The organism is Mesobaculum littorinae, from assembly GCF_004011175.1.
In the GTDB taxonomy this organism is placed as follows: Bacteria; Pseudomonadota; Alphaproteobacteria; order Rhodobacterales; family Rhodobacteraceae; genus Tranquillimonas; species Tranquillimonas littorinae.
Genome location: NZ_RQXX01000004.1, coordinates 107,291 through 132,614, shown reverse-complemented (window position 1 = coordinate 132,614; position 25,324 = coordinate 107,291). Strand labels below are relative to the sequence as shown.

The 25,324-nt window shown below is 68.5% G+C and carries 17 protein-coding genes and 1 tRNA gene; 7 read left to right on the top strand and 11 right to left on the bottom strand.

The genetic code is table 11. From position 1 onward, the window contains the following. Window positions 1-41: 41 nt before the first annotated feature. Window positions 42-653 carry a response regulator gene (locus EKE94_RS12850; protein WP_127907029.1) on the bottom strand — a complete coding sequence of 204 codons (612 nt, stop codon included), beginning with the start codon at window positions 651-653 and terminating at the stop codon, window positions 42-44. Between the two features lie 386 nt (window positions 654-1,039). Here EKE94_RS12850 and EKE94_RS12845 point away from each other — a divergent pair, with 386 nt between their 5' ends. After that, window positions 1,040-3,832 (top strand): hybrid sensor histidine kinase/response regulator, encoded by a 2,793-nt coding sequence (locus EKE94_RS12845; protein ID WP_164870921.1) that lies wholly within the window; start codon window positions 1,040-1,042, stop codon window positions 3,830-3,832. Between the two features lie 345 nt (window positions 3,833-4,177). Next, window positions 4,178-4,254, top strand: a tRNA-Met gene (locus EKE94_RS12840). A 583-nt stretch (window positions 4,255-4,837) separates the two neighbouring features. Here the strand turns inward: EKE94_RS12840 and EKE94_RS12835 are convergent. The 4 genes from EKE94_RS12835 to EKE94_RS12820 all read right to left on the bottom strand — a co-directional run bounded on the left by EKE94_RS12835 (window position 4,838) and on the right by EKE94_RS12820 (window position 8,928). Further along, on the bottom strand, window positions 4,838-6,028 hold the full coding sequence (locus tag EKE94_RS12835) for a M20 aminoacylase family protein (protein ID WP_127907027.1): 1,191 nt from the start codon (window positions 6,026-6,028) through the stop codon (window positions 4,838-4,840). Continuing rightward, window positions 6,009-6,566, bottom strand: coding sequence for a TRAP transporter small permease (locus tag EKE94_RS12830; RefSeq protein WP_127907026.1), 558 nt, complete (start codon window positions 6,564-6,566; stop codon window positions 6,009-6,011). Before EKE94_RS12830 ends, EKE94_RS12835 begins: the two co-directional genes overlap by 20 nt. An 82-nt stretch (window positions 6,567-6,648) precedes the next feature. Then, window positions 6,649-7,623 (bottom strand): TRAP transporter substrate-binding protein, encoded by a 975-nt coding sequence (locus EKE94_RS12825; protein ID WP_127907025.1) that lies wholly within the window; start codon window positions 7,621-7,623, stop codon window positions 6,649-6,651. Between the two features lie 21 nt (window positions 7,624-7,644). Beyond that, window positions 7,645-8,928 (bottom strand): TRAP transporter large permease, encoded by a 1,284-nt coding sequence (locus tag EKE94_RS12820; RefSeq protein WP_127907024.1) that lies wholly within the window; start codon window positions 8,926-8,928, stop codon window positions 7,645-7,647. Window positions 8,929-9,143: 215 nt separating this feature from the next. Between EKE94_RS12820 and EKE94_RS12815 the strand changes: the two genes are divergently transcribed. The 3 genes from EKE94_RS12815 to EKE94_RS12805 all read left to right on the top strand — a co-directional run bounded on the left by EKE94_RS12815 (window position 9,144) and on the right by EKE94_RS12805 (window position 13,138). Continuing rightward, window positions 9,144-10,055, top strand: coding sequence for a LysR family transcriptional regulator (locus EKE94_RS12815; RefSeq protein ID WP_127907023.1), 912 nt, complete (start codon window positions 9,144-9,146; stop codon window positions 10,053-10,055). A 210-nt stretch (window positions 10,056-10,265) separates the two neighbouring features. Further along, window positions 10,266-10,640 carry a hypothetical protein gene (locus EKE94_RS12810; RefSeq protein ID WP_127907022.1) on the top strand — a complete coding sequence of 125 codons (375 nt, stop codon included), beginning with the start codon at window positions 10,266-10,268 and terminating at the stop codon, window positions 10,638-10,640. 5 nt (window positions 10,641-10,645) lie between these two features. Continuing rightward, a complete protein-coding gene (locus tag EKE94_RS12805) occupies window positions 10,646-13,138 on the top strand; it encodes a pyrroloquinoline quinone-dependent dehydrogenase (protein WP_206615069.1) in 2,493 nt (830 codons plus the stop codon). A 314-nt stretch (window positions 13,139-13,452) separates the two neighbouring features. On the opposite strand, the gene EKE94_RS12800 is transcribed toward EKE94_RS12805, so the two are convergent. The 3 genes from EKE94_RS12800 to trpS form a co-directional block, all read right to left on the bottom strand. Further along, complete coding sequence (locus EKE94_RS12800) at window positions 13,453-14,316, bottom strand: branched-chain amino acid aminotransferase (protein ID WP_127907021.1); 864 nt, start codon at window positions 14,314-14,316, stop codon at window positions 13,453-13,455. A 224-nt stretch (window positions 14,317-14,540) separates the two neighbouring features. Next, window positions 14,541-15,032 carry a VOC family protein gene (locus tag EKE94_RS12795; RefSeq protein ID WP_127907020.1) on the bottom strand — a complete coding sequence of 164 codons (492 nt, stop codon included), beginning with the start codon at window positions 15,030-15,032 and terminating at the stop codon, window positions 14,541-14,543. 393 nt (window positions 15,033-15,425) lie between these two features. Then, window positions 15,426-16,454: a tryptophan--tRNA ligase gene (gene trpS / locus EKE94_RS12790; RefSeq protein WP_127907019.1), complete on the bottom strand. Its 1,029-nt coding sequence runs from the start codon at window positions 16,452-16,454 to the stop codon at window positions 15,426-15,428. A gap of 93 nt (window positions 16,455-16,547) precedes the next feature. Here trpS and EKE94_RS12785 point away from each other — a divergent pair, with 93 nt between their 5' ends. Next, window positions 16,548-17,249, top strand: coding sequence for a rhomboid family intramembrane serine protease (locus tag EKE94_RS12785; RefSeq protein ID WP_127907018.1), 702 nt, complete (start codon window positions 16,548-16,550; stop codon window positions 17,247-17,249). Between the two features lie 103 nt (window positions 17,250-17,352). Continuing rightward, window positions 17,353-19,446, top strand: a complete 2,094-nt coding sequence (locus EKE94_RS12780) for an ATP-binding protein (protein WP_164870919.1) — start codon at window positions 17,353-17,355, stop codon at window positions 19,444-19,446. Between the two features lie 207 nt (window positions 19,447-19,653). Here EKE94_RS12780 and murJ read toward each other — a convergent pair whose 3' ends face one another. Genes murJ through EKE94_RS12765 form a run of 3 tightly spaced genes read right to left on the bottom strand, consistent with a single transcriptional unit; the run spans window position 19,654 to window position 25,248 of the window. Further along, window positions 19,654-21,279: a murein biosynthesis integral membrane protein MurJ gene (gene murJ / locus EKE94_RS12775; protein WP_127907016.1), complete on the bottom strand. Its 1,626-nt coding sequence runs from the start codon at window positions 21,277-21,279 to the stop codon at window positions 19,654-19,656. Further along, window positions 21,276-24,101, bottom strand: coding sequence for a [protein-PII] uridylyltransferase (locus tag EKE94_RS12770; RefSeq protein WP_127907015.1), 2,826 nt, complete (start codon window positions 24,099-24,101; stop codon window positions 21,276-21,278). Before EKE94_RS12770 ends, murJ begins: the two co-directional genes overlap by 4 nt. After that, entirely contained in the window at window positions 24,058-25,248 is a 1,191-nt protein-coding gene (locus tag EKE94_RS12765; protein WP_127907014.1) for a penicillin-binding protein activator, read from the bottom strand. The genes EKE94_RS12770 and EKE94_RS12765 overlap by 44 nt, the downstream gene beginning before the upstream one ends. Window positions 25,249-25,324: the final 76 nt, after the last annotated feature.

Genomic DNA, 25,324 nt, shown 5'->3' with positions numbered 1-25,324 from the left:
ACCCGACCGCAGGCCCGGCAGTCCCAAGCCGGGGTCGCGACCTAGCACAGCCCCCTTTCCACGGCGAGCAGCGCCGCCTGGGTGCGGTTCGAGATGCCCATCTTGCGATAAAGCGTCTTCACATGCAGCTTGATCGTCGGTTCGCTCAGCTGCAGGTCCCGGGCGATCAGCTTGTTGCTCTTGCCTTGGCTCAGCCCCTTCAGCACCTGCCGTTCGCGCACCGACAGGCGCTGGGCCAGCGCGGCCGCCCGGGTCCCGGACGTGACGGCGTCGGGCGGGAGATAGCGTTCGCCCGCCGCCATGAAGGTCAGCGCATGCATCAGGCTTTCGGGGGCCAGCGTCTTGGGCACGAACCCCGCCGCGCCGTGCGACAGCGCCATCGGAGCGATGTCGCAGGTGGCGACACCCGACATCAGCGCCACCTTCATCTCGGGCCGCGCCGCGATCATCCGGTCAAGCCCGCGCAGCCCCTCCATCCCCGGCATCGCGTAGTCCAGCAGCGCCACGTCCCAGGCGGCGCCCGGGGCGGCAGCCAGGTGCAGCGCCTCGGGCAGGTCCGCGGCGGTACCAACCTCAAGCCCCTGCGTCCGGGTCAGCCACTGCGACAGCGCGTCCCGCAGCAAGGCGTGGTCGTCGGCCAGTATGAGTCTCATCTCCGGCCCCCTCATGCCGATAACGGTCCCGATTCTGATGCCGGTGCCGAATGCCCGAGCCGCACCGGTGGGGCGCGGTTGTCTTCCTGCCGGGGATACGCCGCAAGTCTCAACATTGACTGACCGGATTGCATTCAATTGCACGCAGTTTCCCCCTTTGCCCTCTCTGCCTATCCCAATGCCCTGCCCACGCATGCGCCGCTCCATGGCACAAAAGGGGCTTCGGAAACCTGAGCGGAGCATTCTGGATGTATCGCGGCGATCCTGCCTTCGAGGAGGCCCCTGCATCGAAGCCGTCAGCCGTCTTGCGGGCCGGGGGCATCGGAACCCATGGCAGCGGACCGTCACACCCCGATACGACGCACCCCGGCGCAGGGTACTTCGGTGTGGCACACCCCCGGGAGCGACATGGCGATGCGGGGCCTATCCGGCGCCTGGGCTATGCGGTGATAGCGCTGATCGGCACCCTTGCCATTGCCATCGCGGTGGGCACCGGGGCGCCGTACCTGTTCGGCGGGACCGTGCCGCTGGCCCCCGCCTTGCAAGAGGCGACGTTCGAGACCGAGTGGAGTCTTTCGCGGCTCGACCACTATTTCGGCCGGATGCAGCGCGTGATCACCGGGGACGAACCCGACGTGGCGGCCCTGCGCACGGCCCAGGCCGCGTTCGCGGCCGAACTCGCCGCACTCGACCCCGCGCAGGGGCTTGACGGCAGGACCGTGCGGGCCGAACGGCCCGACGTGGTAGAGGCGCTGGCCGCGCTGCGGCCTGCCGCGCGATCGGTCGGCACGCTGATGGCACAATCGAATGCAGAGATGCGCCGTGCCCTGCCCGAGCTGCAGGAGCGGATCGACGCGATGGAACCCGACGTGGCCAAGCTTGTCCGCCAGGGGTTCGTCGAACTCGGCGTGCAGTCGGACCGCAAGGGGCAGCTGATAACGTCGATCCTTACGGCCTTCGGCCTGCTGTCGGCATTGCTTTGTGTCGCGCTGGCGGGGATCGCCCTGCGCCTCAACCGGGTGTCGCGGCAGAACGCGAACCGGGCCGACGAGCTGCGCGAGGCTTCGATCCGCAACCAGGCGATCCTGGACGCCTCGATCGACGCCATCGTGGTGGCCGAAACGGACGGGACGATCCGCGAATTCAACGCCGTCGCCGAAGAGATCTTCGAATGCCGGGCCGAGGACGCCGTGGGGCGGAACCTGAACGAGGTCATCGTGCCCCCGGCGCAGGTCGACGCGCATGATGCCGCCCTGGCGCGGTACCGCGCCACCCGCCGCCGGCGGCTGCTGGGCGGGGGACGCGTGCGGCTCGAAGCCCGGCGCGGAGAGCGCGGGACCTTCCCGTCCGAGGTGTCGATCCAGGCGATGGGCGACGAGCGTGCCGATTTGATCGTGGCCTTCATCCGGGACATCACCGCGCAGGTCGCGGCCGAGGAAGAGCTGCGGTGCACGCGCGACCGGGCGCTGGCTAACGAACGGGCGAAATCCGATTTCGTCGCGGTGATGAGCCACGAGATCCGGACGCCACTGAACGGTCTTCTGGGCACGCTGGAACTGCTGCGCTACACGACGCTGTCTCCGGCCCAGCGCTGCCATGTCGACGACATGGAGGCCTCGGGCCAGGTGCTGCTTGGCCATGTCGACGACGTGCTCGACATCTCGCGCATCGACGCGGGCAAGATGCCGATCCGGCCGGAACCCTTCGATCCGGCACAGCTTCTGGACGACGTCGTGCGCCAGGTCGCGTCGCGCGCGCATGCGAACGGCAACACGCTGGGGTGGCGCTGGGCGGGCGACCCCGTGCCGGGCATGGTCGCCGATCCCGGGCGGCTGCGGCAGGTGCTCTTCAACCTCGTCGACAACGCCGCGAAGTTCACCCAGGACGGCGAGATCGCGGTCGAGATCGCCGCGATGCGCCAGGACCGGCATGACGAACCGCATCTCGAGTTCCGCATTCGCGACACCGGCGCCGGGATCGACCCTGCCGATATGGATCGTGTGTTCCGCGATTTCGAGACGGCCGACGCCGCTTACGGTCGTCGTGCCGGCGGGACGGGACTGGGGCTGGGCATCGTGCGGCGGCTCGTCGATTCGATGGGCGGCGAGATCAAGGTCGACAGCGAGGTCGGAGAGGGGAGTGAGTTCCGCGTGATCCTGCCGCTGATCGAGACCGCGGCGCCGGAGGCGCCGTCGGAACCGGCGCTGCCCGCCCTGCCGCAGGACGAGCCCGCGATCGCCGCGCCCCGCGCGCTGGACATCCTGATCGTCGAGGACAACCTGATAAACAGGAAGGTCCTGGGCGGCATGCTGCGCGCCGCCGGCCACTCCTTTGTCGAGGCGACGGATGGCGAACAGGGCGTGCAGCTGGCCGCGGCGCATCGCTTCGACCTGATCCTGATGGATATCTCGATGCCGGTGCTCGACGGGCCCTCGGCCACCCGCGAAATCCGCGGGGGCTTGGGCCGGTCGGCGGACACGCCCATCGTCGCGGTCACGGCGCACGCCTTGCGCGACGAGGTCCAGAGCTTCCGCTCTGCGGGCATGGACGACGTGATCGTGAAGCCGGTCGATCGCACGTCGCTGGCGCGGGTGATCGCCCGGCTGGCCTCGGGGCGCGACGCGGCGGACGAGGACGCCCAGCCCCATGCGCTGTTGCCGGGCGCAGGGCAGGCGGAGGCGGATGTCGCCGTCCCGCTGCACGCGGAGGCGGCCGGGATGGGCGTCCAGGCCGCCGATCAGGGGGCGATGGCCGAAGGGACTGCGCTTCGGCAGCCCGCCATGCCCGCCGGGCAGGAAAGCGTGGCCGAGCGCACCTCGGCTTCGGTCATCACCTTTCACCCGCAGGATCATGCGACCGAAGAGGCCGCCGAGGCCGGTATTGGCGCCCTGATGCAACTTGCCGTGGCCGAGGGGAATGCCATCGTCGACGCCCTGCACAAGCGCGGCAGCGAGCCCATGGAGGCCGAGCTTGCCGCGCGGCTGCACCATTTCTGCGGCACCGCCGGCGCCCTTGGGCTCGAGGAGATCCGGTCGGTCCTGGTCACCGCCGGCAACGCCTATCGCTCGGGCGATATCGACCGGGCAGAGAGAGAGGCGGCGCGCATCCCCGCCCTTTGGGAGGCGGCGCGCACCGGACTGATGACGGCCGAGGGCTGGCGCGGCACCGGCGGTCCGTAGGGGTTGGGACAAGCAGCGCCCCGGACTGGGGTGAGCCGCGGGGTGGTCGCGACAGGACCGCCCCCCCGTAAGCCTGTCCCCTGACCCTGACCCTGACGCTGACCCTGACCCTGACGCTGTTCCGGGTCGCGGCCCGAACTGGGGGAAGTCCGCCACGGCGCAGAATGCGGGAAGGCGGGCGAGCCTGCCCATAGGTCGTTGCCCGTCGTGCACCGCAGGGACAGGCAGAGCCTATAGCGCCCCCGGCGCCCCTCCGCCGTCCGGGTGCCTCTGGGGCAGGGAAAACAAGCGATCCGTTTTCGCTTGACGGCCTCGCGCCCCTCGCCTATTTCGGCGCTCGCTCATGGCGGAGTAGCTCAGTTGGTTAGAGCAGCGGAATCATAATCCGCGTGTCGGGGGTTCAAGTCCCTCCTCCGCTACCAAAGCCCCCCTTTAACGATACGCGATGCCGTTGCGGTGGTCCTGCAGGTCACTACAGGCCCCTTGCCGGTGGTGCGGGGGCTGCTGCCTTATGGCCACGGCGCCTCCTCCATCCTCTCACCGGTCGATGCCGATACGAAGAGCCGGGCGAGCGGTCTGGACCAGACGCAGCCTTGGTCGTGCCGAAGAAGCCCTTGTCCCCCACGGGCCTACGCAGCGCGTTTCCCGTAGGCATCTACGCTAGGAGGCATTGGGCCGGATGACAGTCAGCAAGTCGGGCCAGCCACCGCGCCGCCACTCACCGATCCGCGAAAAGCATGTCAGCAAGCCCGCCAAGCGCGGGGTCTATTTGCGATATGGCGGATGATGAAGGGGGCGCAGTGCAAGCGCCCGGGTACCCGCGTCGGCCCCACGTCGGGCCAGGGCGGGGGCCGGTCGCGTCGCGGCCCCCCACCCGTACCCCCAGATGCGTTCAAAGCCTTGGGCCTCGTGGTCGCGGCGGTGCGCTGACGGCGCCGGAGGCGTTCGGTCGCGGATCTGCGGAGAGGGAGGGCCCCCCGCCGGGATGGCGGGGGGCGGCCGGCCTCAGGTGCGCAGCTCGGTGGCCACGAGGTTCGTCCAGTAGGCCACGCCGAAGGGGATCAGCGCGTCGTTGAAATCGTACTTGGGGGTGTGGACGAAGGCCGATCCGGGGCCGTCGCCGTTGCCGATCATCACGTAGGCCCCCGGCACCTTTTCCAGCATGAACGAGAAATCCTCGGACCCGCCGGCCAGCGGCGCCTCGGGGTCGACCATATCCGCACCGACGACATCGGTCGCCGCGGCGACGGCGCGCGCGACCTCGTCCGCGGTGTTGACCAGCGGCGGGTAGCGGCGGGTGTAGATCAGCCGGGCCGTGACGTCGTGTGGCGCGGCGCAGCTTTCGGCGAAGGCACCGAGGTAATGTTCGAGAGCATCGCGGACCTCGGCCCGGTAGGACCGGGCGGTGCCGCGGATCACCACCTTCGAGGGGATGATGTTGGGGCTGTTGTAGTCGCCCGCATCGATGTGGCCCACCGAGATCACCGCCGGATCCGTCGCCGGAACCTTGCGCGAGATGATCTGCGCGACGGAGGCGATGAACTGCCCCGCCGCGATCGTCGGGTCGGTCGACTTGTCCGGCATCGCGCCGTGGCCGCCGGTGCCTTCGAAGATCACCTCCCATGTGTCGCCGGCGGACATGAACGGGCCGGGGCGGGTCTGCACCCGGCCCAGGGGCTCTTTGGGCCCGTTGTGGACGCCATAGACGGCATCGCAGGGGAAACGGTCGAAAAGGCCGTCCTCGATCATCACGCGGGCGCCGCCCAGGCCCTCTTCGGCGGGCTGGAAGATGAAGTGCACCGTGCCGGCGAAATCGGGATCGGCGGCCAGCTTCTCGGCCGCGCCCAGCAGCATGGTGGTGTGGCCGTCATGGCCGCAGGCATGCATCTTGCCCGGCACCTGCGAGGCATAGGGCAGGCCGGTCTGCTCTTCGATGAAGAGCGCATCCATGTCCGCCCGCAGCGCGATCACGCGCTGGCCGGGGCGATTGCCCCGCAGCGTGCCGACGACACCGGTGCCGCCCAGCCCGCGGTCGATCTCGATCCCCAGCTCGGTCAGCCGCGCGGCGACCAGATCCGAGGTGCGGTACTCTTCGAACGCGGTTTCGGGATGGCGGTGGATGTCGCGGCGCAGCTCTGTCAGACGCGCGATGAAGTCTGTGTCTTCGCGCAGCGTCTCAGGCGTGATCTTGGGCATTCGGGTCTCTTTTCTTGGTCTCCGCCTGCAATCCGGCCAGCCCGCGCGCGCAATGCGCGAGCCCGTGCAGGAAGATGGCGATGATGAAGATCGGCACCGTCACGGCGACGAAGATCATCGGCATGTCGAAGGTTTCGGCGCTGGTGTAGATGTTGCGCGCCAGGAACGACCGGCCGGGGTCCATGCCCGGGCCGTAGAAGGAATAGAAGAGGATCGGCCCGAGAAAGACGACGACGGCGGCCCCGCGCAGCAGGGCGGCCCCCGCCAGCACCGGGCGCGGCATCGTGGCCGGCAGGTGTACCAGCCGCGGGTCGAAGCCGATCCGGTAGGACACCGCGGCGCCCAGCAGGCCGACCCAGACCATCGCGTAGCGCGCGGCCTCTTCGGTCCAGGCGGGCGGGGCGGAAAAGCCGTAGCGCGCCACCACCTGCAGCGCGATGAATGCGACCATCATCACGACGCCGATCTGCGCCAGCAGGCGCAGCACGCGATCGACGGCAAAGCTGATCCGGTCGAGAAAGGTCGCGATGGATGACATGGCGGGCTCCGGCTCTGGTCGGGAAGGGCGGTGGCGGGGGGCAGGGACTGCGGCCCCGCCACCCCGTCGCGACGGATGCGCGTCAGTCGACGAACTGCGAGATGTAGTCGACGTCTTCCTGCGGCACGATCTTGTTCCAGACCGACCGCGACGCCTCGACGAACTTGTCGCGCTCACCGTCTTCGAGCTCGGTGATCTCGATGCCGCCGTCCTGGATGGTCTGCTCGAAATACGACACCTGTTCGAGGGCCCAGTCGCGGTTGGCGGCGATGCCGTCGGCGATGGCCGCGTCGACCCAGCCCTGCTCTTCCTCGGTCAGGAAGGAATACCAGTCGTCAGAAACCATGATGACCTTCGGCACCGGCCCGGCTTCGAGCGGGGTGAAGTAGTCGAGCAGTTCGACCTGACCCGCGGCGACGACGGTCGAGGGCGGGTTGAAATGGCCCGTGGCGACGCCGGTCTGCAGGGCGTTGGGCGTTTCGGCCCAGCTGACGACGGTGGGCGTGGCGCCCCATGCCGACATGAAGGTGACCTGATCGCCGTTCTGCGCGCGCAGCCGCATGTTGGCCACGTCCTCGAGCCGGGTGATGGGCTTTTCGGTGTTGAACAGCCCAAGGCTGCCGCCGCGCATCGCGAACCCTGCAACGCGGATGCCCAGGCGCGAGGCCTCTTCGTTGATGCGGGCCAGCGCATCGCTGTCCTCGACCATACGGTCGAACGACGCCTCGTCCGAGGTCAGGAAGGGCAGGAACAGGGTCGAGGCCCAGTCGGACGCCTTCATCAGCGAGCCGCCATTGGCGATGTTGACGGCGATCAGCCCCTGGCTGGTCTGGTCGAAGCGGTCGCTTTCCTTGCCCAGCGTGTTGGACGGGTGCACAACGACGTTGACGTCGTGTTCGGCAAGGCTTTCCGCGAAGGCATGGATGAAGACGTATTCGGCATCGTTCTGCAGATCTTCGGTGCCGGCGAAGGCGACGATGACGTCATCCATCGCCAGTGCGGCGGTGCCGGTCAGCGCGGTCAGGCTGACGGACGCGGCGAGAAGGGTCTTTTTCATCTTGTCTCTCCTGTTGGTTGGTCAGTTGATCAGGCCGAGGTACCTCGGCAGCGTCAGGGAAATCGCGGGCACGTAGATCAGCACGCCCAGCAGGATCAGCTCGACGATCAGGAAGGGCAGCGTCGCCCGGACGAGGCGCCAGTAGCCGATGTCGACCACCGTCGACAGGATCAGCAGCACCCCCCCGAGCGGCGGGGTCAGCAGCCCCACGGTCAGGTTGAACCCGACGAGGATACCCATGTGCACCGGGTCCACGCCCAGCGCGATCGCGGGCGGGATCAGCAGCGGGCCCAGAAGGGCGACGGCGGCCTTGACATCCATGATCATCCCCGCGGCCAGGAAGATCAGGTTCAGCACGATCATGTAGCCGGTGGCGTCCAGCCCGACCTCGCCGATCAGCGCGGCCAGCTTGCGCGGCAACTGCTCGATCGAGGTGAGGTAGCCGAAGGTCGCCACCGCCACGAGGATGATGAATACCGCGCCCGACAGTACGACTGTGCGCAGCAGCGCCTCGTGGATGTCGCGGAAGGTCAGCTGGCCGTAGAACATCCCGACCGCCAGCGCGGCCAGCGACGCGACGCCCGCCGCCTCGGCCGGGGTCATGAAGCCGAAGAGGATCCCCGACAGGATGATGACCGGAAGCGACAGCGCCGGAAGCGCCGTTGCCAGCGATGACCAGAACGGAGGGATCTCCGATCCCTTGCCGCCGGGGTGGTCGTAGCGGTGCGCCATGACGGCGTTGACGGCCATCAACACGGCGGCAAGCAGAAGGCCCGGCACCACGCCCGCCGCGAACAGCGCCACGACCGAGGTGTTCAAAAGTGCGCCGTAGAAGATCAGGATGATCGACGGCGGGATGATCGGCCCGATGATCGACGACGCCGCCGTGATCGCGGTGGCATAGTCGCGCGAATAGCCCTGACGCTCCATCTCGGGCACCAGCGTGTTGCCCAGCGCCGCGGCATCGGCGGTGGCCGAGCCCGAGATCCCGGCGAAGAACACCGAGGTCATGATGTTGACATGCGCCATGCCGCCCTTGAACCGGCCCAGCATCGACAGCGAAAAGCGGATCAGCGCCTGCGTCACCCCGCCCCGGTTCATCAGCTCGCCCGTCAGGATGAAGAGCGGCATGGCGAGAAAGGCGAACACGTCCAGCTGGCTCATCGCGCGTTGCGGCAGCGCCGCGAGATAGCGCGCCTGGTCGAGGGTGAAGAACCCCACGATCGTCGCACCCCCCACGAAATAGGCGATGGCCGACCCCGAAAGCAGCGTCGCGAAGAGAAAGAGGAAGGGCAAGATCGGCATCGTCGTCTCCTTTCGGAAGATGCAATTGAACTTGCCGCCCATAGGCAATACGATAAATTTTGGTTGATCTATAGACAAGAGCTATGGGCGGGCGAAAAATGGCGTCAAAGCCGCGCCTTCGAAGGTGCGGCTAGGGGGGCTGGGGTGAGGGGTCCCGTGGCGCGCGATGCGATAACTGGCGCATTTGCTGCAATATTGGGCAGATCGGAGAGCGCATGGACCGGGTGAACCTGCACAGGCTTCAGGTATTTCGTACCGTATTCGAGGCTGAAAGCGTCAGTGCCGCCGCCCGCCGGATGCGCCTGTCGCAGCCCACTGTCAGCCGTCATCTGCAGATCTTCGAGGACGAGCTGGGGCTCGCTCTTTTCCGCAATGTCTCGGGGCGGCTGGAATCCACGTGGGAAGCGCAGCGTCTCTATGCTGAAAGCGGGGGCCTTTTCGAACGGCTGAGCCAGGTCGAGCAATCGGTCGAATCGATCCGCCGCGGCCAGCAGGAGGCGCTGCGGATCATGGCCACCGCGGCGCTGTCGGGGCGTGTGCTGCCCGCCGCGGTGGGCATGCTCTACCGGCAGTTCCCCGAGCTTGAGATCGTGGTGGACTCGGGCCGCCAGAACCAGCAGCTTCCGGCGCTGCGCGAGGGCTCGATCGACCTTGGCGTCGGCGGCGCCTGGGGGGATCGGCCGGAATTGCAGCAATGGATCATCGGGCAGATGCCGCTGGTCGCCGCGATCCCGCGCAGCCACCCCCGCTCGGACGAAGAGGTGTTCGACCTCGCATGGCTTCAGGACGAAGATTACGTGAACCACAATATCTATGCCCCCCTCGGCGCCATGGTCGAGGGCGAGCTGCAGCGCCGCAGGATCACGCCGCGGCGGCGGCTGACGGCGCTCAGCATTCCCTTCGCGGTGGGTCTGGCGCGCGGCGCGGGCGCCTGCACCATCGTCGACCAGCTGTCCGCCTCGGCTCTGGACGGCCGCGACATGCGGATCCTTCCGCTGTCCCGCCCGATGTCGCTGGACCTTGCCGTGACGCAGCTGGCCGCGCGGCCCGAACGCACCCCGGTGACGGCCTTCGTGGAGGCGATGCGGACGGCCTATGCCTCCGCGCTGACGGGGCGGGCGGGCTAGCCGCCGCCTCGGGGCAGGCGCCCCGCCGGGCGGGATAACGGCTCCGCGCGGGCCTTGCCGCCGGGAAAATCCCGGGTTCCGCCATTGCGGGGCCTCGTCGCACGCGATGATGCGGCTATGTGGTGCGTCGCCGGTGCCGCGAACCGCGGCGCGACCACGGAAGGCGGACAGGCTGTGCCGGTCTTCCCAGCCCACGAACAGGAGCCTTCCATGACGACAAGACCCATCCGCTACCGTGGTGGAGCCATCGTGATCTTCGGCGCCGCTCTCGCGACGCTGGCCCTGATGCTATACGCCTATCTGACGCCATTGACCGGGGTGACCGGCACCGCGGGGGCGCTGCTGGTCATCGCGGCCAGCGTGGTGATCGCCATCGCGGCGCTGGTCCTGCCCGCGCTTGGCGGTCGGGGCGGGCGGAACCTGCTGCGCATCCTTCTTCTGTTCGGGATCCTCGGTACGCTCGTCGCCGCGGCGTTGCTGCACCGCTGGGTCGCCACGGCCGCGATGGTGGCTGCGCTGATCGGCCTTTTCATCGACATGACGCGCCCGGCGGCCACGGCCCGGACGATCAAGACACGGGGATGATCCGCATGACACCCACCACCCTGACCCGGGCGCTGCTGTGCGCCACCGCGCTGCCGCTCTGCCTCGCCACCGCGCCCGTCTGGGCGCAGGGCGACGATACCGCGCCGCTGCAGACCGAAACTCCCGATGCCGGGACGACACCGGACGTCGCGCCGCAGGACGACCCCGCGGCGACCGACCCCGCCCCCGGGGCGGTGCGGGACGTGCCCGCCGCCGCCGATGACGCCGCCGCCGCCGATGACGACGCCGATGCCGGCGCCGATGACGACGGCGACGCAACTGCCGCGGAGGTCACCGCCGAAGACCCCGAGGGCGAGGACGGGCCCACCGTCTACACCACCGCCCCCGACGCGCCGTCGGACGACGCCAAAGCGCCCGAGACCGGGACCGCGGAGCCGGACGCGGCTGCTGACGATACGTCGGACGTCGCGGGCGACGATGCAGCCACGTCCGGGGCGACCGAAGCGGAGGAAACCGGGACAGCCGCCCCTGCGACCTCAGTCGATACCGATGACGCCGAGGTGAATGCCGAGCCGGTTGACGAGACGCCGGAGACCGGTGCCGCCCAAGGCGACGGGTCCACATCCGACGATGCCGAAGCGGAAAATGCAGAGACCGCGCAGGCGACTGCTGCGCCGATCCCGCTGGTGCCCGAGGGCGCGGTCTGGGATTCCTTCCACGGCCAGCTCAACGCGCAGAAATACTCGCCGCTAACCCAGATCACCGCCGAGAATGTGGGCGAGCTGGAAAAGGTGTGGGAGGTCCACACAGGCGACGTTTCGGACGGGTCGGGCGATCTGCCGGCGACCGTGTGGTCGGCGACGCCGGTCTTTGCCAACGACACGCTTTATATCGGCACGCCCTTCTACCGCATCCTCGCGCTCGACCCCGCGACGGGCGAGGAACGCTGGAGCTTCGACACCCAGTCGACGCTCGAGGCGCTGACCCAGCCGGCACTGAAAAACCGTGGCGTCGCCTACTGGCAGGCGGATGACCCGGCCGAGGGCGAGGCCTGCCAGAAGATCGTCTATATCGGCACCATGGACGCGCGGCTTTTCGCGGTCGATGCCGATAGCGGCGCGCCGTGCGAGGAGTTCGGCGATGTCGGTGCACTGGACGTCAACCAGTGGAACGACACCAACGACCGCTGGCCCCTGTCGCTGCTGCAGCCGCCGACGGTGGTTGGCGATCACCTGATCCTGGGCTGGGCGGGCAAGGACTGGGCCTTTGAACAGGCGCCTCCGGGCACGGTCTTTTCGCTGGATGCCCGGACGGGCGAACTGGAATGGACGTTCGAGACGCTGCCCGAGGACATGCGCGAGCAGTCCGGCACAGCCAACGTCTGGACCCACATGTCGGCGGACGAAGAGCTGGGGCTGGTCTACATGCCCGTCTCCTCGCCCTCGCCGAACTACTGGGGCGGCAACCGCACCGAAGAGGCCCCGATCGCGACCTCGACCGCGGCCGTCGATATCGAGACCGGCGAACTGGCCTGGGCCCGGCAGTGGGTGCACCACGACATCTGGGATTACGACATCAACTCGGCGCCGACGCTGATGGACATCACCGTGGATGGCGAAGAAATCCCGGCGCTGGTGCAGGCCACCAAGCAGGGTTTCCTCTTCGTGGTGAACCGCGAGACCGGCGAAGATGTCTGGCCGATCGAGGAGCGCCCCGTCCCGGGCGGCGACGGGTCGGTCGAGGGCGAGGTCTACGCCGAAACCCAGCCCTTTCCGACCAAGCCCGAGCCGCTGCTCGACCAGTCGGAAAAGCCCGAGGTCTGGTGGCTGGCCGACGCCATGAGCTTTGGCGAATGCTCGCGCCTCTGGGACGATCTTTGGTACGAGGGCATGTACACGCCCCCAACGACCCAAGGCAGCGGCGTGCTGACCTATCCCGACAGTTCGGGCGGGGTGCAGTGGGGCGGCGTCGCCTTCGACCCCGAAAACCAGGTCGCCATCGTCAATACTTCGCACATCGTGCAGTACATCAAGCTGTGGGCGCGCGAGGACTACGAAGAGGCCAACAGCGGGTCGGGCAACGAAAGCGGCTTTTCCCCGCAGGAGGGCGCGCCCTACGGCATGCAGCTTGAGGTCGCGCTGAACAGCTTCGGCATGCCCTGCTGGGAACCGCCCTTCGGCGAGCTGGTCGCGATCGACATGACGACGGGCGACATCACCTGGCGCCGCCCGGTGGGGGCCAGCCAGAAATACGGCTTCTTCATGCCCGAAAGCTGGGGATCACCGACGATCGGCGGCCCGGCCGTGACGGCGGGCGGCGTGATCTTCATCGGCGCCTCGATGGACGCCAAGCTGCGCGCCTACTCGATGCAGACCGGAGAGGAGCTTTGGGAAGATCAGGCGCAGGCGCCATCGGTGTCGAACCCGGCGATCTACGAATACGAGGGGCGCGAATACGTGGCCTTCGTGGCCGGAGGCAACTCGATCCTGAAGGACCAGGTCGGCGACCAGATCGCCGTCTACGCCCTGCCGGAGTGACCCGGCGCCCCGCGCTGTCGCCGCCCGATCCGGGGTGGCGGCGGCGCTGGGGTGGCGGCGCGGGGGCACGGGCGACCGCAGCGGACAGGCCCGCCTTCGTCGCCTGGCGCGATGGCGCGATCCGGCCTTAGGGTCAGTCGGCGGCTGAAGATGCGGGCGACCGGCCCGGGGCATCCGGCCCGGGTCATCCAGAACTCCGGTACACCACCGCGTTCCCACTGTTGGCCGGGCACCGTGCGCGGCGCGCGCCGTGCCGGCCGGCCGCCCACCCGCCGCAAGCGGGGGCCTGACGACGCGGCACGGCCCCGACGGGATCAGCCCCGGTTCTGCGCCCAGGACCAGTAAAGCTCGCGCGTGCGGCGGGTGACGGGGCCCACGGCGAAGGGCGTTCCGTCGAATTCCGTGACCGGCGTCACCTTGGCCATGTTCCCGCTCAGGAACACCTCGTCGGCGGTGTGGACGTCGTCGAAGGTCAGGACCGTTTCCGTTACCGTCACGCCGTCGGCGCGCAGGTTGGCGATGTGGCGGGCCCGGGTGATCCCGGCGAGGAAGGTGCCGTTGGGGATCGGGGTCAGCACCGCGCCATCGCGGACGAGAAAGACGTTCGAGGTCGCGCTTTCGGCGAGGTTGCCCATGGCGTCGGCCACGAGGGCGTTGTCGTAGCCTTTGGACTCCGCCTCGACCAGCATCCGCGCGTTGTTGGGGTAGAGACAGCCGGCCTTGGCGCCGACGACCGCGTCTTCCAGCACCGGGCGGCGGAACCGGGTGGTGGTCAGCCGGGCGGTCGCGTCCTCGGGCGGCATGGGGATGCGTTCGAGGCAGATCGCGAAGCCCGCGGGCCCGTCGCCCGGCGCAATGGCGCTGGGGCCGCCGGAGATGCCCCAGTACATCGGCCGGATATAGACCGCGGCGTCCTCGGGGTAGGCCTTGAGCCCTTCGCGGACCAGCGCCACCATCTCTTCCGTGCTGACCGTGGGGTTCAGCATCAGCGCCCGGGCCGAGCGGTTGACCCGCGCGCAGTGCAGGTCGAGATCGGGGGTGGCGCCGTGGGCATAGCGGGCGCCGTCGAAGACGGTCGTGCCCAGCCAGCTGCCGTGGTCGGCGGCACGCATGATCATCGCGTCGCCGTCGTGCCAGCGCCCCTCGAAATAGGTGCGGATATCGGTGCCCGTCGCCATGGCGCCCCCCCTTTCGTGTCCCTCTTCTTCGGGACTAGAGGATTGGGGCGGGGGAATCCAGCGAAGCCGGATGTGGTGCGGGCGGAGGCGGTGACCCTGCGGGGCGCCTTCGGCGCACGACATCTGGCCCTGCGCGCCCCCTGGCGGGGGCGCTACGGGCGGTGCCGCCTCCGGCGGGAGTATTTTTGAAGAGAAGAAGCAGCAGGTGGCTGCGGGCGGCGGGGTCAGTTGGCTTCGGTCAGCAAGGCGTCGAGGTCGAGGCGCGAGGTGGTCATGGCGAGCCCGCCTGATGCGTCCCGGGGCCAGTCTGCGCGGTCGCGGTCGCGGTAAAGCTCGACCCCGTTGCCGTCGGGATCTTCGAGATAGACCGCTTCGCTGACGCCGTGATCGGCGGCGCCGCTGAGCGGGATGCCGGCCCGGAGGACGCGGGCCAGCGCCTGGGCGAGGCTGCGGCGGTCGGGATAGAGGATCGCGGTGTGATAGAGGCCCGTCATATGCGCCGCGGGGCGTGGCCCGCCGAGGCTTTGCCACGTATTCAGGCCGATATGGTGGTGATAGCCGCCCATCGACAGGAACGCGGCCTGCGTGCCGAAGGTCTGCATGACCTCGAACCCCAGCACGCCGGCATAGAAGCCGATGGCCCGGTCGAGGTCGGCGACCTTGAGGTGGACGTGGCCGATCCGGGGTGCCGGCGGCTGGGGGTGGGGCTGTAACATCGGGGTGCGGCTCCTTTGCATGGCGGTGCGGCCAAGCTAGGGGCGGGCGTCGCGCTGTGACAGATCCGTCCGTGCAGGGCAGGCGTGCGGCGATGCGCCATGGGGGCGGAAGGCCACGGCGCGCCCGGCCCGTGGGGCCGGGGGTGGGAACCATGCCCTGGGGGGAGACATGCGCGCCGGCGGGCTGCCGGACCCGCCGAAGGTCGAGACGCAGCGCCGCAGGTATGCCGCGAAGGGGCGATACGGGGAAAGGCGTACCCGGCCCGTGCGACAGTGGCGTGACGTCAGGGTCAGTGCCCGGGCCGGTTGCCAAGGCGGGATCTGTCCGGAACAGGCGGGCCGGGAGTGGCCCAGGGACGCAACCCCCGGGCCCCGGGGGATCGGTCGGGAGGGTCAGGCCTGGCGGCCGACCATGCCGACGATATCGTAGGTGCGGCGCAGTATCGGCGTGGCGATGGCGCGGGCGCGGTCGGCGCCGCGCGCGAGGATCGCGTCGATCTCGTCGGGGTTCTGCATCAGCCGCCGCATCTCGGCCGACATCGGCGACAGCACCTCGACCGCGAGCTCGGCGAGGCGCGGCTTGAAGGTGCCGAACTGCATGCCGGCGACTTCGGCCATCACCTTGTCGGTGGGTTGCTCCGACAGCGCGGCATAGATGTCGACGAGGTTCTTCGCCTCGGGCCGGGCCGAGAGGCTTTCGTAGTCGTCGGGGAGCGGATCGGGATCGGTGCGCGCCTTGCGGAACTTCTGCGCGATCGTGTCGGCGTCGTCGGCGAGGTTGATCCGCGCCATGTCCGAGGGGTCGGATTTCGACATCTTCTTGGTGCCGTCGCGCAGGCTCATGACCCGGGTGGCGGTACCTTCGATCACAGGCTCGGTGATCGGGAAGAAATCCACGCCGTAGTCGTGGTTGAACTTGGTCGCGATGTCCCGCGTCAGTTCCAGGTGCTGCTTCTGGTCCTCGCCCACCGGCACGTGCGTCGCGTGGTAAAGCAAGATGTCGGCGGCCATCAGCGCGGGATAGGCGAAGAGCCCCAGCGAGGCCTGTTCGGCGTTCTTGCCGGCCTTGTCCTTCCACTGGGTCATCCGGCCCATCCAGCCCATCCGCGCCACGCAGTTGAAGATCCATGCAAGCTGCGCGTGCTCGGGCACCTGGCTTTGATTGAAGAGAATCGAGCGTTCCGGGTCGATGCCGGAGGCGATGAAGAACGCGGCCACCTCGCGCGTGCTGCGCGTCAGCGCCGCGGGGTCCTGCCAGACGGTGATCGCATGCATGTCGACCATGCAGAAGATGCACTTGTGCGTGCCTTTTTCCTGCATCTGGGAAAAGCGTTTCAGCGCCCCCAGGTAGTTGCCCAAGGTGAGCCCGCCGGACGGCTGGATGCCGGAGAAGACGCGGGGGGCGAACTGGGTCTCGGCCATGGGGGTGCTCCGTCTGGAAATCCTCGACGCGCTGGCTTACCCATGGCGTCCGAAGCCGTCAAGCGAACGGCCGGGCAAAGAGAGGCCGCCGAGATGAGCAGAGATGTCGACCCGGGCGATCACAACGCCGCCCCCTTCAACCCCGTGCCGCCACTGGTCTGGGCGCTGACGCTTGCGGTGATGCTGCCCGAGATCATCTTTCAGATGGGGGCACGCGGCTTCGTCGGCGGGCCGCAGGCCGTGGGATGGCGGCTGGATGCGCTGAACGCCTACGCGTTCTCGCCGCTCTTGCTGGAGCGTGCGGCCGAGTTCGGCCAATGGGGCGGGGCCGGGTGGCTGCGCCTGTTCAGCTACAGTTTCGTGCATTTCGATTTCACCCACGCGCTGTTCGTCGCGGTGTTCCTGCTGGCACTGGGCAAGATGGTGGCCGAGCTGTTCCACCCCGTGGCCTTTTTGACCGTCTTCTTCGGCTCGGCCATCGCGGGGGCGGTCATCTATACCTTCGTTCTGGGCGATACCCTGGCCCTGGCAGGCGGGTTCCCGGCGGTCTACGGGCTGATCGGGGCGTATACCTTCCTGCTTTGGACCGGGCTGGGCCAGAGGGGCGAGAACAGGCTGCGTGCCTTCACCCTGATCGGGTTCCTGCTGGGCATCCAGCTTGTCTTCGGCCTGCTTTTCGGCAGTTCCAACCAGTGGGTGGCCGAACTTGGCGGCTTCGTCACCGGGTTCCTCTTGTCCTTCGTGGTCAGCCCCGGCGGGTGGCAGCGGGCGCTGCAACGTCTCCGCCAAAGATAACGCGCGGGCGAGAGATCGCCCATTAGGTGTATATTAAGCATATCTGATGCACTACCATGAGGTGCGGGGTCTGCCCCCTACTCGTGATGAGATACGCTTGCTTATGAGTATTCTGCTCAGAAGATTGTCCCAGCCGGTTGCCGCGGTCACCCTTGTGGGCTTCGTCTCTGCTGCGCTGTCCTGCCTGATCGCGGCGATGGTGCTCTTTGTCGGGTGGGGTCTGGGCGAGACGCGGCTGGTGCGCGTCCTTCCCGACCTGCCGGCCATGGTGCCGGAAACGGCGCTGTCGCTGATCAGCGGAGCCATGGGGGCCGCCGGGCTTTACCTTGGTCTGCGGCCCTGGGTGCCGCGTCTGGCCGCGGCCTTCATCGGCGCGATGGTGGCGAGCTTCTTCATTCGTCCCGTCCTGGCGGATGGCCTGCGCGGCAACGATGCGATGTCGATCGCGACGGCGACTCAGCTTCTGCTGATCGTGACGAGCCTTTCGCTGCGCTCGGCCGTCGATGCGCCACGCGGCAGGCTGCGGGTCGCGCTGGGGTGCGACACGGTCGGCGGCCTGATGTCGGTCACCGCGCTGATGGGCTATCTTCTCGATGCGGATGCGCTTTACGGCGTGCCGGGCTTTTCGGAAATGGCGCTGCACACAACCATTTGCCTGTTGCTGGTGCAGATATCGCTGATCCTGCGGACCCCCGATATCGGCTGGCCGGGATGGATCCGGCGCGAGGGCAGCGGCAGCGCCGCGGTGCGGCGGCTGTTTCCGGGGTTGCTGGCCGTCGTCATCGTTGACTGCGTGCTGCAGGATATCGCGATCGACCGCGGTTGGCTGAGCATCGAGTTCGCTCTGGTCATGTCGAGCATGGTGCTGATGGTCGCGGTGGTGGCCACGGGATTGCGGCTGGCGCTGACCGTCAATGCGGTCGAGGCGCGGGCCGTACAGCTTGAACGCCTGCTGCGGGCCGAGGAAGAGGTCGAACACGGCTTCGAGGTACAGACGCTGAAGGCGCAGAACCTTCAGGCGCTGGGGCAGATCGTCGCCGGAGTTGCGCATGACTTCAACAATTCGCTGTCGGTCCTCCGCGGCAATCTCGAGCTGACGCAGCTCGACCCGGACCGGTCCGAGGATTACCTGCGCGAAGCGATCGATGCGACCGAGCGTGCCTCGGCGCTGACCCGCAACCTTCTGGCTTACGGGCGCAAGTCGCAGAACGAACCCACGCGCGAACTGGCGGACGAGATCATCTCGGAAATTTCCAAGCTGTTCCGGCGGGTCCTGCCCTCGAATATCGAGCTGACGGTCGATCTGGACCATGTTCCCGAACAGGCGTTGATGGTCGAGGCGGCGGCGCTGGAAACCGCGCTGATGAACCTGCTGATCAATGCGCGCAACGCCATGCCCAAGGGGGGGCGGATCCAGGTTCTGGCAAAGCCGATGCAGCTTGACCCCGAACAGGCGCTGCAGTTCGATCCGAAACGCCCGCTGCAGCCGGGCGACTACCTGACCGTGTCGGTCGTCGATACCGGGACGGGGATGGATGCCGAAACCATCGCCCGGGCGCGCGATGCCTTTTTCACGACCAACCCGGTGGGCAAGGGGACCGGGCTGGGCCTGTCTTCGGTCGACGCCTTCTGTGCCGACAGCGGCGGTGGCCTGCGGATCGACAGCACGCCGGGGCAGGGCACGACGATGACCATGGCGATCCCGATCGAGCCGGGTGAAACGGGTGCGGAACCCCTGGACAAGGCCGCCCCCGACGTCCCCGCGACCGCGGTGCCGGCGCAGCTGACCGACCGGGAGGTTCAGGTGATCCCGGATGATGCAGCCCGGCCTGTCCCGCGCCGTGGCACCGGACGGGTCTGGCCCGCGCGCCGTGTCCGCATGGGCGGCCGGCCGGCGCCGACGTCATCCGACGGCGCGGCAGAGGTTCTGCTGATCGGGGCCAAGCCGGGGATCGTCGAACAACTGGCGGAACGAATCGCCGGGCAGGGCCACTCAGTCCAGGAGGTGCCGGATGCGACCGAGGCCCTGACCCTGCTGCGTGAGGGCCTGCGCCCCGTGATCTGCGTGCTGAACCCGGCGCTCAAGCATCAGCCGGACGGTATCATGCTGATCGAAAAGCTGCGGCGCGATCATTCCGCCATCCGGGTAAGCTATATCGACATGGACGCGCGCGTGCCCAGCCCGTCTTTGGTCTAGCCGAACCGGCCTTGCCGGGCGTCCCACGCGACGTGGGGAAAGGCCCCCCGGAACGTCACGCCCGGGACGCACAGGGGCGCGGAGAAGACGGCCGGGACACCCTCGGACGATGGTGGCCGGGCTCACCAAAGGTAAGCCGGCTGGCGCATGCCTGGATGGCGGAGTGCGCCGTCCGGGGAGAATGCGGTGCCTTCACATGGCGAGACCTCAGCGTCGGGGCTCGGTCCGGTCGTGGGAGTGGGGCGTCTCGGGCGCCGCGCGCGCGGCTGCATCGGCGGGCGTTGCGGGGCTGGCGGTGCTTCGGTTGCCACGCTGCACCGCTGCGCGGAAGTCCGAGGGGCGGAACGCGCCGATCACGAAGCCCAGTCCGAAATAGCTGACAAGCCCGACGAGGACGAGCAGACCCAGGTCGCCCGCGCTCCACACCGGATCGCGGATCAGCCATTCGACCCCCAGCAGCACGCCCCCCATCAGGGCGGCGGCGACCAGGATCCGGGGCAACCGCCGGCGGAAGCGCGCGTCGAAATGCACCGCCTCGCCCATCCGCCGGGTCCCGGCATAAAGGCAGGCCGCCATGACCCAGCCCGCGACGGTCGTCGCCAGTGCGGCCGAGAGGAACCCGATGGACGGGGCCAGCCCCACCGCCACCGCGGCGTTGACGACCAGCGATACCAGCGCGAAGCGGAACGGTGTCTTCGTGTCCTCGCGCGCGAAATAAAGGGGCTGCAAGACCTTCTGCAGCACGAAGGACGGCAGGCCCACCGCGTAGATCGCCAGCGCCGCCGCCGTGGCGCGCGCATCGGCGGCGACGAATTCGCCACGCTGATACAGCCCCGAGGCCAGCGCCTCGGGCACCGCGACGAAGGCAACCGCCGCTGGCACGGTCAGGGCCAGCGCCATTTCAGCCGCGCGGTTGAAGGCATGCGCGCCGCCCGCCGTGTCGCCCGCGGTCAACCGCCGCGACAATTCAGGCAGCAGCACCACGCCGATGGCGATCCCGACCACGCCGAGGGGAAGTTGATACAGCCGGTCGGCCAGGCTGAGATAGGCGATAGCCCCGTCGTAGAAGCTGGCGACCTGCCGCCCCACCACGAGATTCACCTGCACCACGCCACCGGCCAGCGCGGCCGGGGCGGCGAGGATGGCAAGCTGCCGCAGCTCGGGCGTCAGGCGCGGGCGGCGCGGGATCAACGGGAACCCGGCCCGCGCCGCGGCGACCCAAACCACGATAAGCTGCGCGATGCCGGCGATGGGCACCGTCCAGATCAGCACGTCGCCCGCGGGCCAGCCCTGCCGTTCGGCCAGTATCAGCGCGCCCACGATCATGACGTTCAGCGCCAGCGGCGCCGCCGCCGCGGCGGCGAAGCGGCCGGTCGAGTTCAGGACCCCCGCCAGAAGCGCGGCGAGCGAGATGAAGATGATGTAGGAAAACCCGATGCGCCCGTAGGCCACGGCCAGGTCGAAGCGTTCGTCACCGACAAAGCCCGCAGCCATCGCGAAGACCAGCCATGGCATTGCCAGTTCCGCCAGCACCGTGAACACGATGAGCACCGTCCCGAGCCCGGTAAAGGCATCCCGGGCAAAGTCCCGCGCGCCGTCCCCCGCTTCGAGCCGCTTTGCGAAAAGCGGCACGAAGGCCATGTTGAACGCGCCCTCGGCAAAGAACCGGCGGAACATGTTGGGCAGGGTGAAGGCGACAAAGAACGCCTCGGCCACGGGGCCGGCCCCCAGTGTTGCGGCGATCATGATGTCGCGCGCGAAGCCCAGGACGCGGCTTGCCAGCGTCCAGAGCCCGACCGTCAGGAAACCCCTGATCAGACGGATTGGTGTCATGCGTCGTGAGCCCTCCGGGCGCCGCTGTCGATGGCCTCGCGCAGCTTGCGCTCGAGGTTCTGACGTTTCGCGGCCGTGTAAATCTTGAGACCGAACATGTCCTTGACGTAGAAGGTATCGACGACCTGCGCGCCATAGGTCGCGATCACCGCGCTGGCGATCGAGATGTTGTTGGCCGCGAGCGTGCGCGTCAGGTCGTAAAGCAGGCCGGGGCGGTCGCGGGTATCAACCTCGATGATCGTGTAGATCTCGGACCCCTCGTTGTCGAAGGCGATCGAGGTCGGCACGCGGAACCCGCGTTCGCGTTTCTTGATCTTGTCGCGCGGCACCAGAGCGTCGCGCGCCACGACCTCGCCGCGCAGGGTGCGGTGGATCATCGTGGTCAGTCGGTCCAGCCGCGCCTCTTCGAAGGGCGAGCCGTCGGCGTCCTGGATCCAGAACACCGCCGTGGCGAACCCGTCCTTCGAGGTGTAGGTCCGCGCGTCGACCACGTTGGCGCCGACCAGCGCCAGTGCGCCGGCAAGCCGGCTGAAGATGCCGGGATGGTCCTGCATCGCGAAACAGGCGCGCGTGGCGTCGCGGTCCTCGTCCAGCATCAGGTCGATGCGGATCTCGCCGTTGTCCATCTGCCGCAGCAGCCGGGCAAACACGACATGGGCGGCCGTGGGCAGCCCCTGCCAGTAGGGCCCGTAGTGACGCGCCGTCTCGTCGCGCAGGTCGCGCCGGTCCCAGTCGGTCAGTGCCTCGCGCAGGCGCTTCTTGGCCTCGGTTTCGCGCGCTTCGCGGTTGAGATCCTCAAGCCCGTTTTCCAGCGCGTTCGCGGTTTCGTTGTAAAGCGCCCGCAAAAGCTGCGCCTTCCAGTTGTTCCATGTCCCGGGGCCCACGCCGATGATGTCGCAGGCGGTCAGCACGGTCAGCAGGTCCAGCCGCTTGCGGGTGCGCACCGCCTTGGCAAAGTCGCGCACCGTGCGGGGGTCGGACAGGTCGCGCTTCTGCGCCATGTCCGACATCAGAAGGTGATAGCGCACCAGCCATTCGACGGTGTCGGTCTCGGCCTGCTTGAGCCCCAGCCGCGGCCCCACCTTGCGGGCGATGCGGGCCCCGACGACAGAGTGGTCCTCGTCCCGGCCCTTGCCGATGTCGTGCATCAGAAGCGCGACGTAGAGAACCTTTCGGTTGATCCCGCTCTCTTTCATGATCCGGGTGCAGACGGGCAGCGGGTCGTCCAGCTCGCCCCGCTCGATCTGCGCCAGGGTCGAGATGCATTGGATGATGTGTTCGTCCACCGTGTAGTGGTGATACATGTTGAACTGCATCATCGCGACGACGGGTTCGAATTCGGGCAGGAAGGCGCCCAGCACGTTCAGCTCATTCATCCGCCGCAGGCCGCGTTCCGGGTTGCCGTGGCGCAGCAGGATGTCGAAGAAGATGCGGATCGCCTCGGGGTCGCGGCGCATCGCGTCGTCGATCCGGTCGAGGTTGGCGGCGATCAGGCGCATCGCATCGGGGTGGATCAGGTAGCCCGTGCGCATCGCCTCTTCGAAGATGCGCAGGAAGTTCAGCTTGTCGGCAAGGAACGCCTCGGGATCCACGTTCAGGCGGTTCTGCACCAGCCGGTAGCCCGCCTTGACCCGGCGCCGCCGGCGGAAGAAGCCCTGCAGCGTCGGCGCCTTCTTGACGTGGTCGGCTTCGAGCGCGGCAAGGAAGATCCGCGTCAGGTCGCCCACCTGCGTGGCGTGGCGGAAATAGGTCTGCATGAAGTGCTCGACGCCGCGGCGCCCGCCGCGATCGGCAAAGCCCATGCGCTCGGCCACCTCGATCTGCATGTCGAAGGTCAGAAGATCGGAGGCGCGGTTGGCGATGAGATGCATGTTGCAGCGCACCGCCAGCAGGAAATCCTCGGCCCGGATCAGTTCGTCGAACTCGGACCGGGAATAGACGCCGCGGTCGACGAGGGCCGAGGCATCGGTCACGCCGTGGACGTACTTGGCGATCCAGAACAGCGTCTGCATGTCGCGCAGCCCGCCCTTGCCCTCCTTCACGTTGGGCTCGACCACGTAGCGCTGGCCACCCTGCTTGCGGTGGCGTTCGTCACGCTCGGCCAGCTTGGCCTCGACGAAATCGGTGGCGGTGCCGCGGAAGAGGTCCGACCAGAGCCGGCGGCCAAGCTCTTCCTCCAGCGCGGGGTCGCCGGCCAGGAAGCGGTGTTCCAGCAGGGCGGTGCGGATGGTGTAATCCTCGCGCCCCAGACGCAGGCAGTCCTTCACAGTGCGGCTGGAATGCCCCACCTTCAGGTGCAGGTCCCACAGCACGTAGAGCATGGATTCGATCAGGCCCTCGGCCCAGGGCGACAGCTTCCACGGGCTGAGGAACAGCAGGTCTACGTCGGAAAACGGCGCCATCTCGGCGCGGCCATAGCCGCCGACGGCCAGCACGGCGAGGCGTTCGCCCTCGGTGGGGGTCGGGCGCGGGTGCAAATGTTGCAGCGCGCAGTCGAAGACCGTCGTGACGATGCAATCCGTCAGGTAGCTGTACGAGGCGACGACCTGTCGCGCCTGTCGCGGCGCTTCGGAAAAGGCGCGGGCGATCAGCGCGCGGCCGTCATCCATCGCCGCTTTGATCTCGGCGGTGATGATCCTGCGGCGCGCGCCGGTATCGCTGTCGTCCGCGGCAATGGCGGCGTCGATGCGGTGGCGCACGTCCACACGGTCGAAAATGTCGCGTGCCGGACGGATCAGACCGTCCGGCACGCGGTGGGTGTCGTTCGAGGGGGCCGGTTCAGAAACCGAAACCGCCGCCGAAGCTTCTGGGGGCAGGGTCAATCACAATCACCTGATTGTTGCGGATCTGCGCGACGGCAAGCGCGCGTTGATTGGTGCCGTCTGCCTGCAGGCGGAACACGCCGGAGGCGCCCGAGAAACCGTCGGTCTGCGTCAGGCTGCGGCGCGACAGGGCGTCGGCGCGCCCCTCGGCGACCAGCGCGCCGATCGCGGCGATGCCGTCATAGGCGGGCGCGGCCACGATGGGGTGCGGATCGCCGCCGTAGCGGGCGCGGTAGCGCGCGGCGAACTGGCCGGCGACGGCGCGGTCGGGAAGGGCGAACCACGATCCCTGCAGCCCGCGCACCGAAAGCGCCTCGGACGGGATGTCGAGCCGCTGCAGGCCGACATACTGCGCCACCTGCGGCGTCAGCCCGTTTTCGGGCAGGAGGTCGGCAAGGAACGGCAGGGCGCCGGTGTTGCCCGAGGTCAGGAACACCGCGTCGGCGCCCGAGGCGCGGGCTTCCTCGGCCAGGCGCGGCACCGACTGGGTGACGCCATTCTGGCTGAGCTCGAAGCCACCGGTGCCGACGACGCGGGCGCCTGCGTTACGAGCTGCTGCGGCGATCGCGTCGCGGCCCTGGATCTCGGCCACGTCGTTGCCGTGGATGACGTAGATGTTGCCCTTGCCCTGCGCGACGGCATAGCGGACCAGCCGGTCGGCGGTGTTCTGGAAGGTGTTGCCCAGGACGAAGACGTTGCCGCCCGCGATCGAGCTGTTGTTGCTGAGCGACAGCACGTTCACGCCCTTCGACGCGACGGCAAGCCCGGCGGCGTTCGAGGTCTGCGAGAAGACGGGCCCGAGGATCACCTTGGCGCCTTCGGACACGGCCTGGTTTGCCACCTGTGCGGCGCGCGACGGGTCGCCGCCGGTGTCGTAGACGCGCAGGTCGATCTCGACCCCGTTCAGGTCGGCCATGGCAAGACGCGCGGCATTCTCGGCACTTTGCGCGATGGTCGCGCCGCCGTCGGGGGCGCTGCGCGGCACCAGCAGGGCCACGGGCACGGGCGCACCGGGGTCGATTCGCTGTCCGGACCCGCCTCCGGGGCCGGTCAGCCCCACGGGTTCACAGGCGGCAACGGCGATAAGCGCGAGGCCGAGCACGATCCGGGCAAGTCGCGCCGGCAAGGTGCTTAGGGTGGCAAGCATGGGCTGATCCTCGTACAGGTTGGGAACGTCGCGGGGTCGGGGCGACCCTATGCGGATGCGACCTTGCTGTAAATTG

What these genes read in the sequence shown, in the direction of transcription:
- EKE94_RS12850 (WP_127907029.1), bottom strand. Translation starts at nt 653, where the DNA reads ATGAGACTCATACTGGCCGACGACCACGCCTTGCTGCGGGACGCGCTG.
- EKE94_RS12835 (WP_127907027.1), bottom strand. Translation starts at nt 6,028, where the DNA reads ATGCCCAAGATCACGCCTGAGACGCTGCGCGAAGACACAGACTTCATC.
- EKE94_RS12830 (WP_127907026.1), bottom strand. Translation starts at nt 6,566, where the DNA reads ATGTCATCCATCGCGACCTTTCTCGACCGGATCAGCTTTGCCGTCGAT.
- EKE94_RS12825 (WP_127907025.1), bottom strand. Translation starts at nt 7,623, where the DNA reads ATGAAAAAGACCCTTCTCGCCGCGTCCGTCAGCCTGACCGCGCTGACC.
- EKE94_RS12820 (WP_127907024.1), bottom strand. Translation starts at nt 8,928, where the DNA reads ATGCCGATCTTGCCCTTCCTCTTTCTCTTCGCGACGCTGCTTTCGGGG.
- EKE94_RS12815 (WP_127907023.1), top strand. Translation starts at nt 9,144, where the DNA reads ATGGACCGGGTGAACCTGCACAGGCTTCAGGTATTTCGTACCGTATTC.
- EKE94_RS12810 (WP_127907022.1), top strand. Translation starts at nt 10,266, where the DNA reads ATGACGACAAGACCCATCCGCTACCGTGGTGGAGCCATCGTGATCTTC.
- EKE94_RS12805 (WP_206615069.1), top strand. Translation starts at nt 10,646, where the DNA reads ATGACACCCACCACCCTGACCCGGGCGCTGCTGTGCGCCACCGCGCTG.
- EKE94_RS12800 (WP_127907021.1), bottom strand. Translation starts at nt 14,316, where the DNA reads ATGGCGACGGGCACCGATATCCGCACCTATTTCGAGGGGCGCTGGCAC.
- EKE94_RS12795 (WP_127907020.1), bottom strand. Translation starts at nt 15,032, where the DNA reads ATGTTACAGCCCCACCCCCAGCCGCCGGCACCCCGGATCGGCCACGTC.
- trpS (WP_127907019.1), bottom strand. Translation starts at nt 16,454, where the DNA reads ATGGCCGAGACCCAGTTCGCCCCCCGCGTCTTCTCCGGCATCCAGCCG.
- EKE94_RS12785 (WP_127907018.1), top strand. Translation starts at nt 16,548, where the DNA reads ATGAGCAGAGATGTCGACCCGGGCGATCACAACGCCGCCCCCTTCAAC.
- EKE94_RS12780 (WP_164870919.1), top strand. Translation starts at nt 17,353, where the DNA reads ATGAGTATTCTGCTCAGAAGATTGTCCCAGCCGGTTGCCGCGGTCACC.
- murJ (WP_127907016.1), bottom strand. Translation starts at nt 21,279, where the DNA reads ATGACACCAATCCGTCTGATCAGGGGTTTCCTGACGGTCGGGCTCTGG.
- EKE94_RS12765 (WP_127907014.1), bottom strand. Translation starts at nt 25,248, where the DNA reads ATGCTTGCCACCCTAAGCACCTTGCCGGCGCGACTTGCCCGGATCGTG.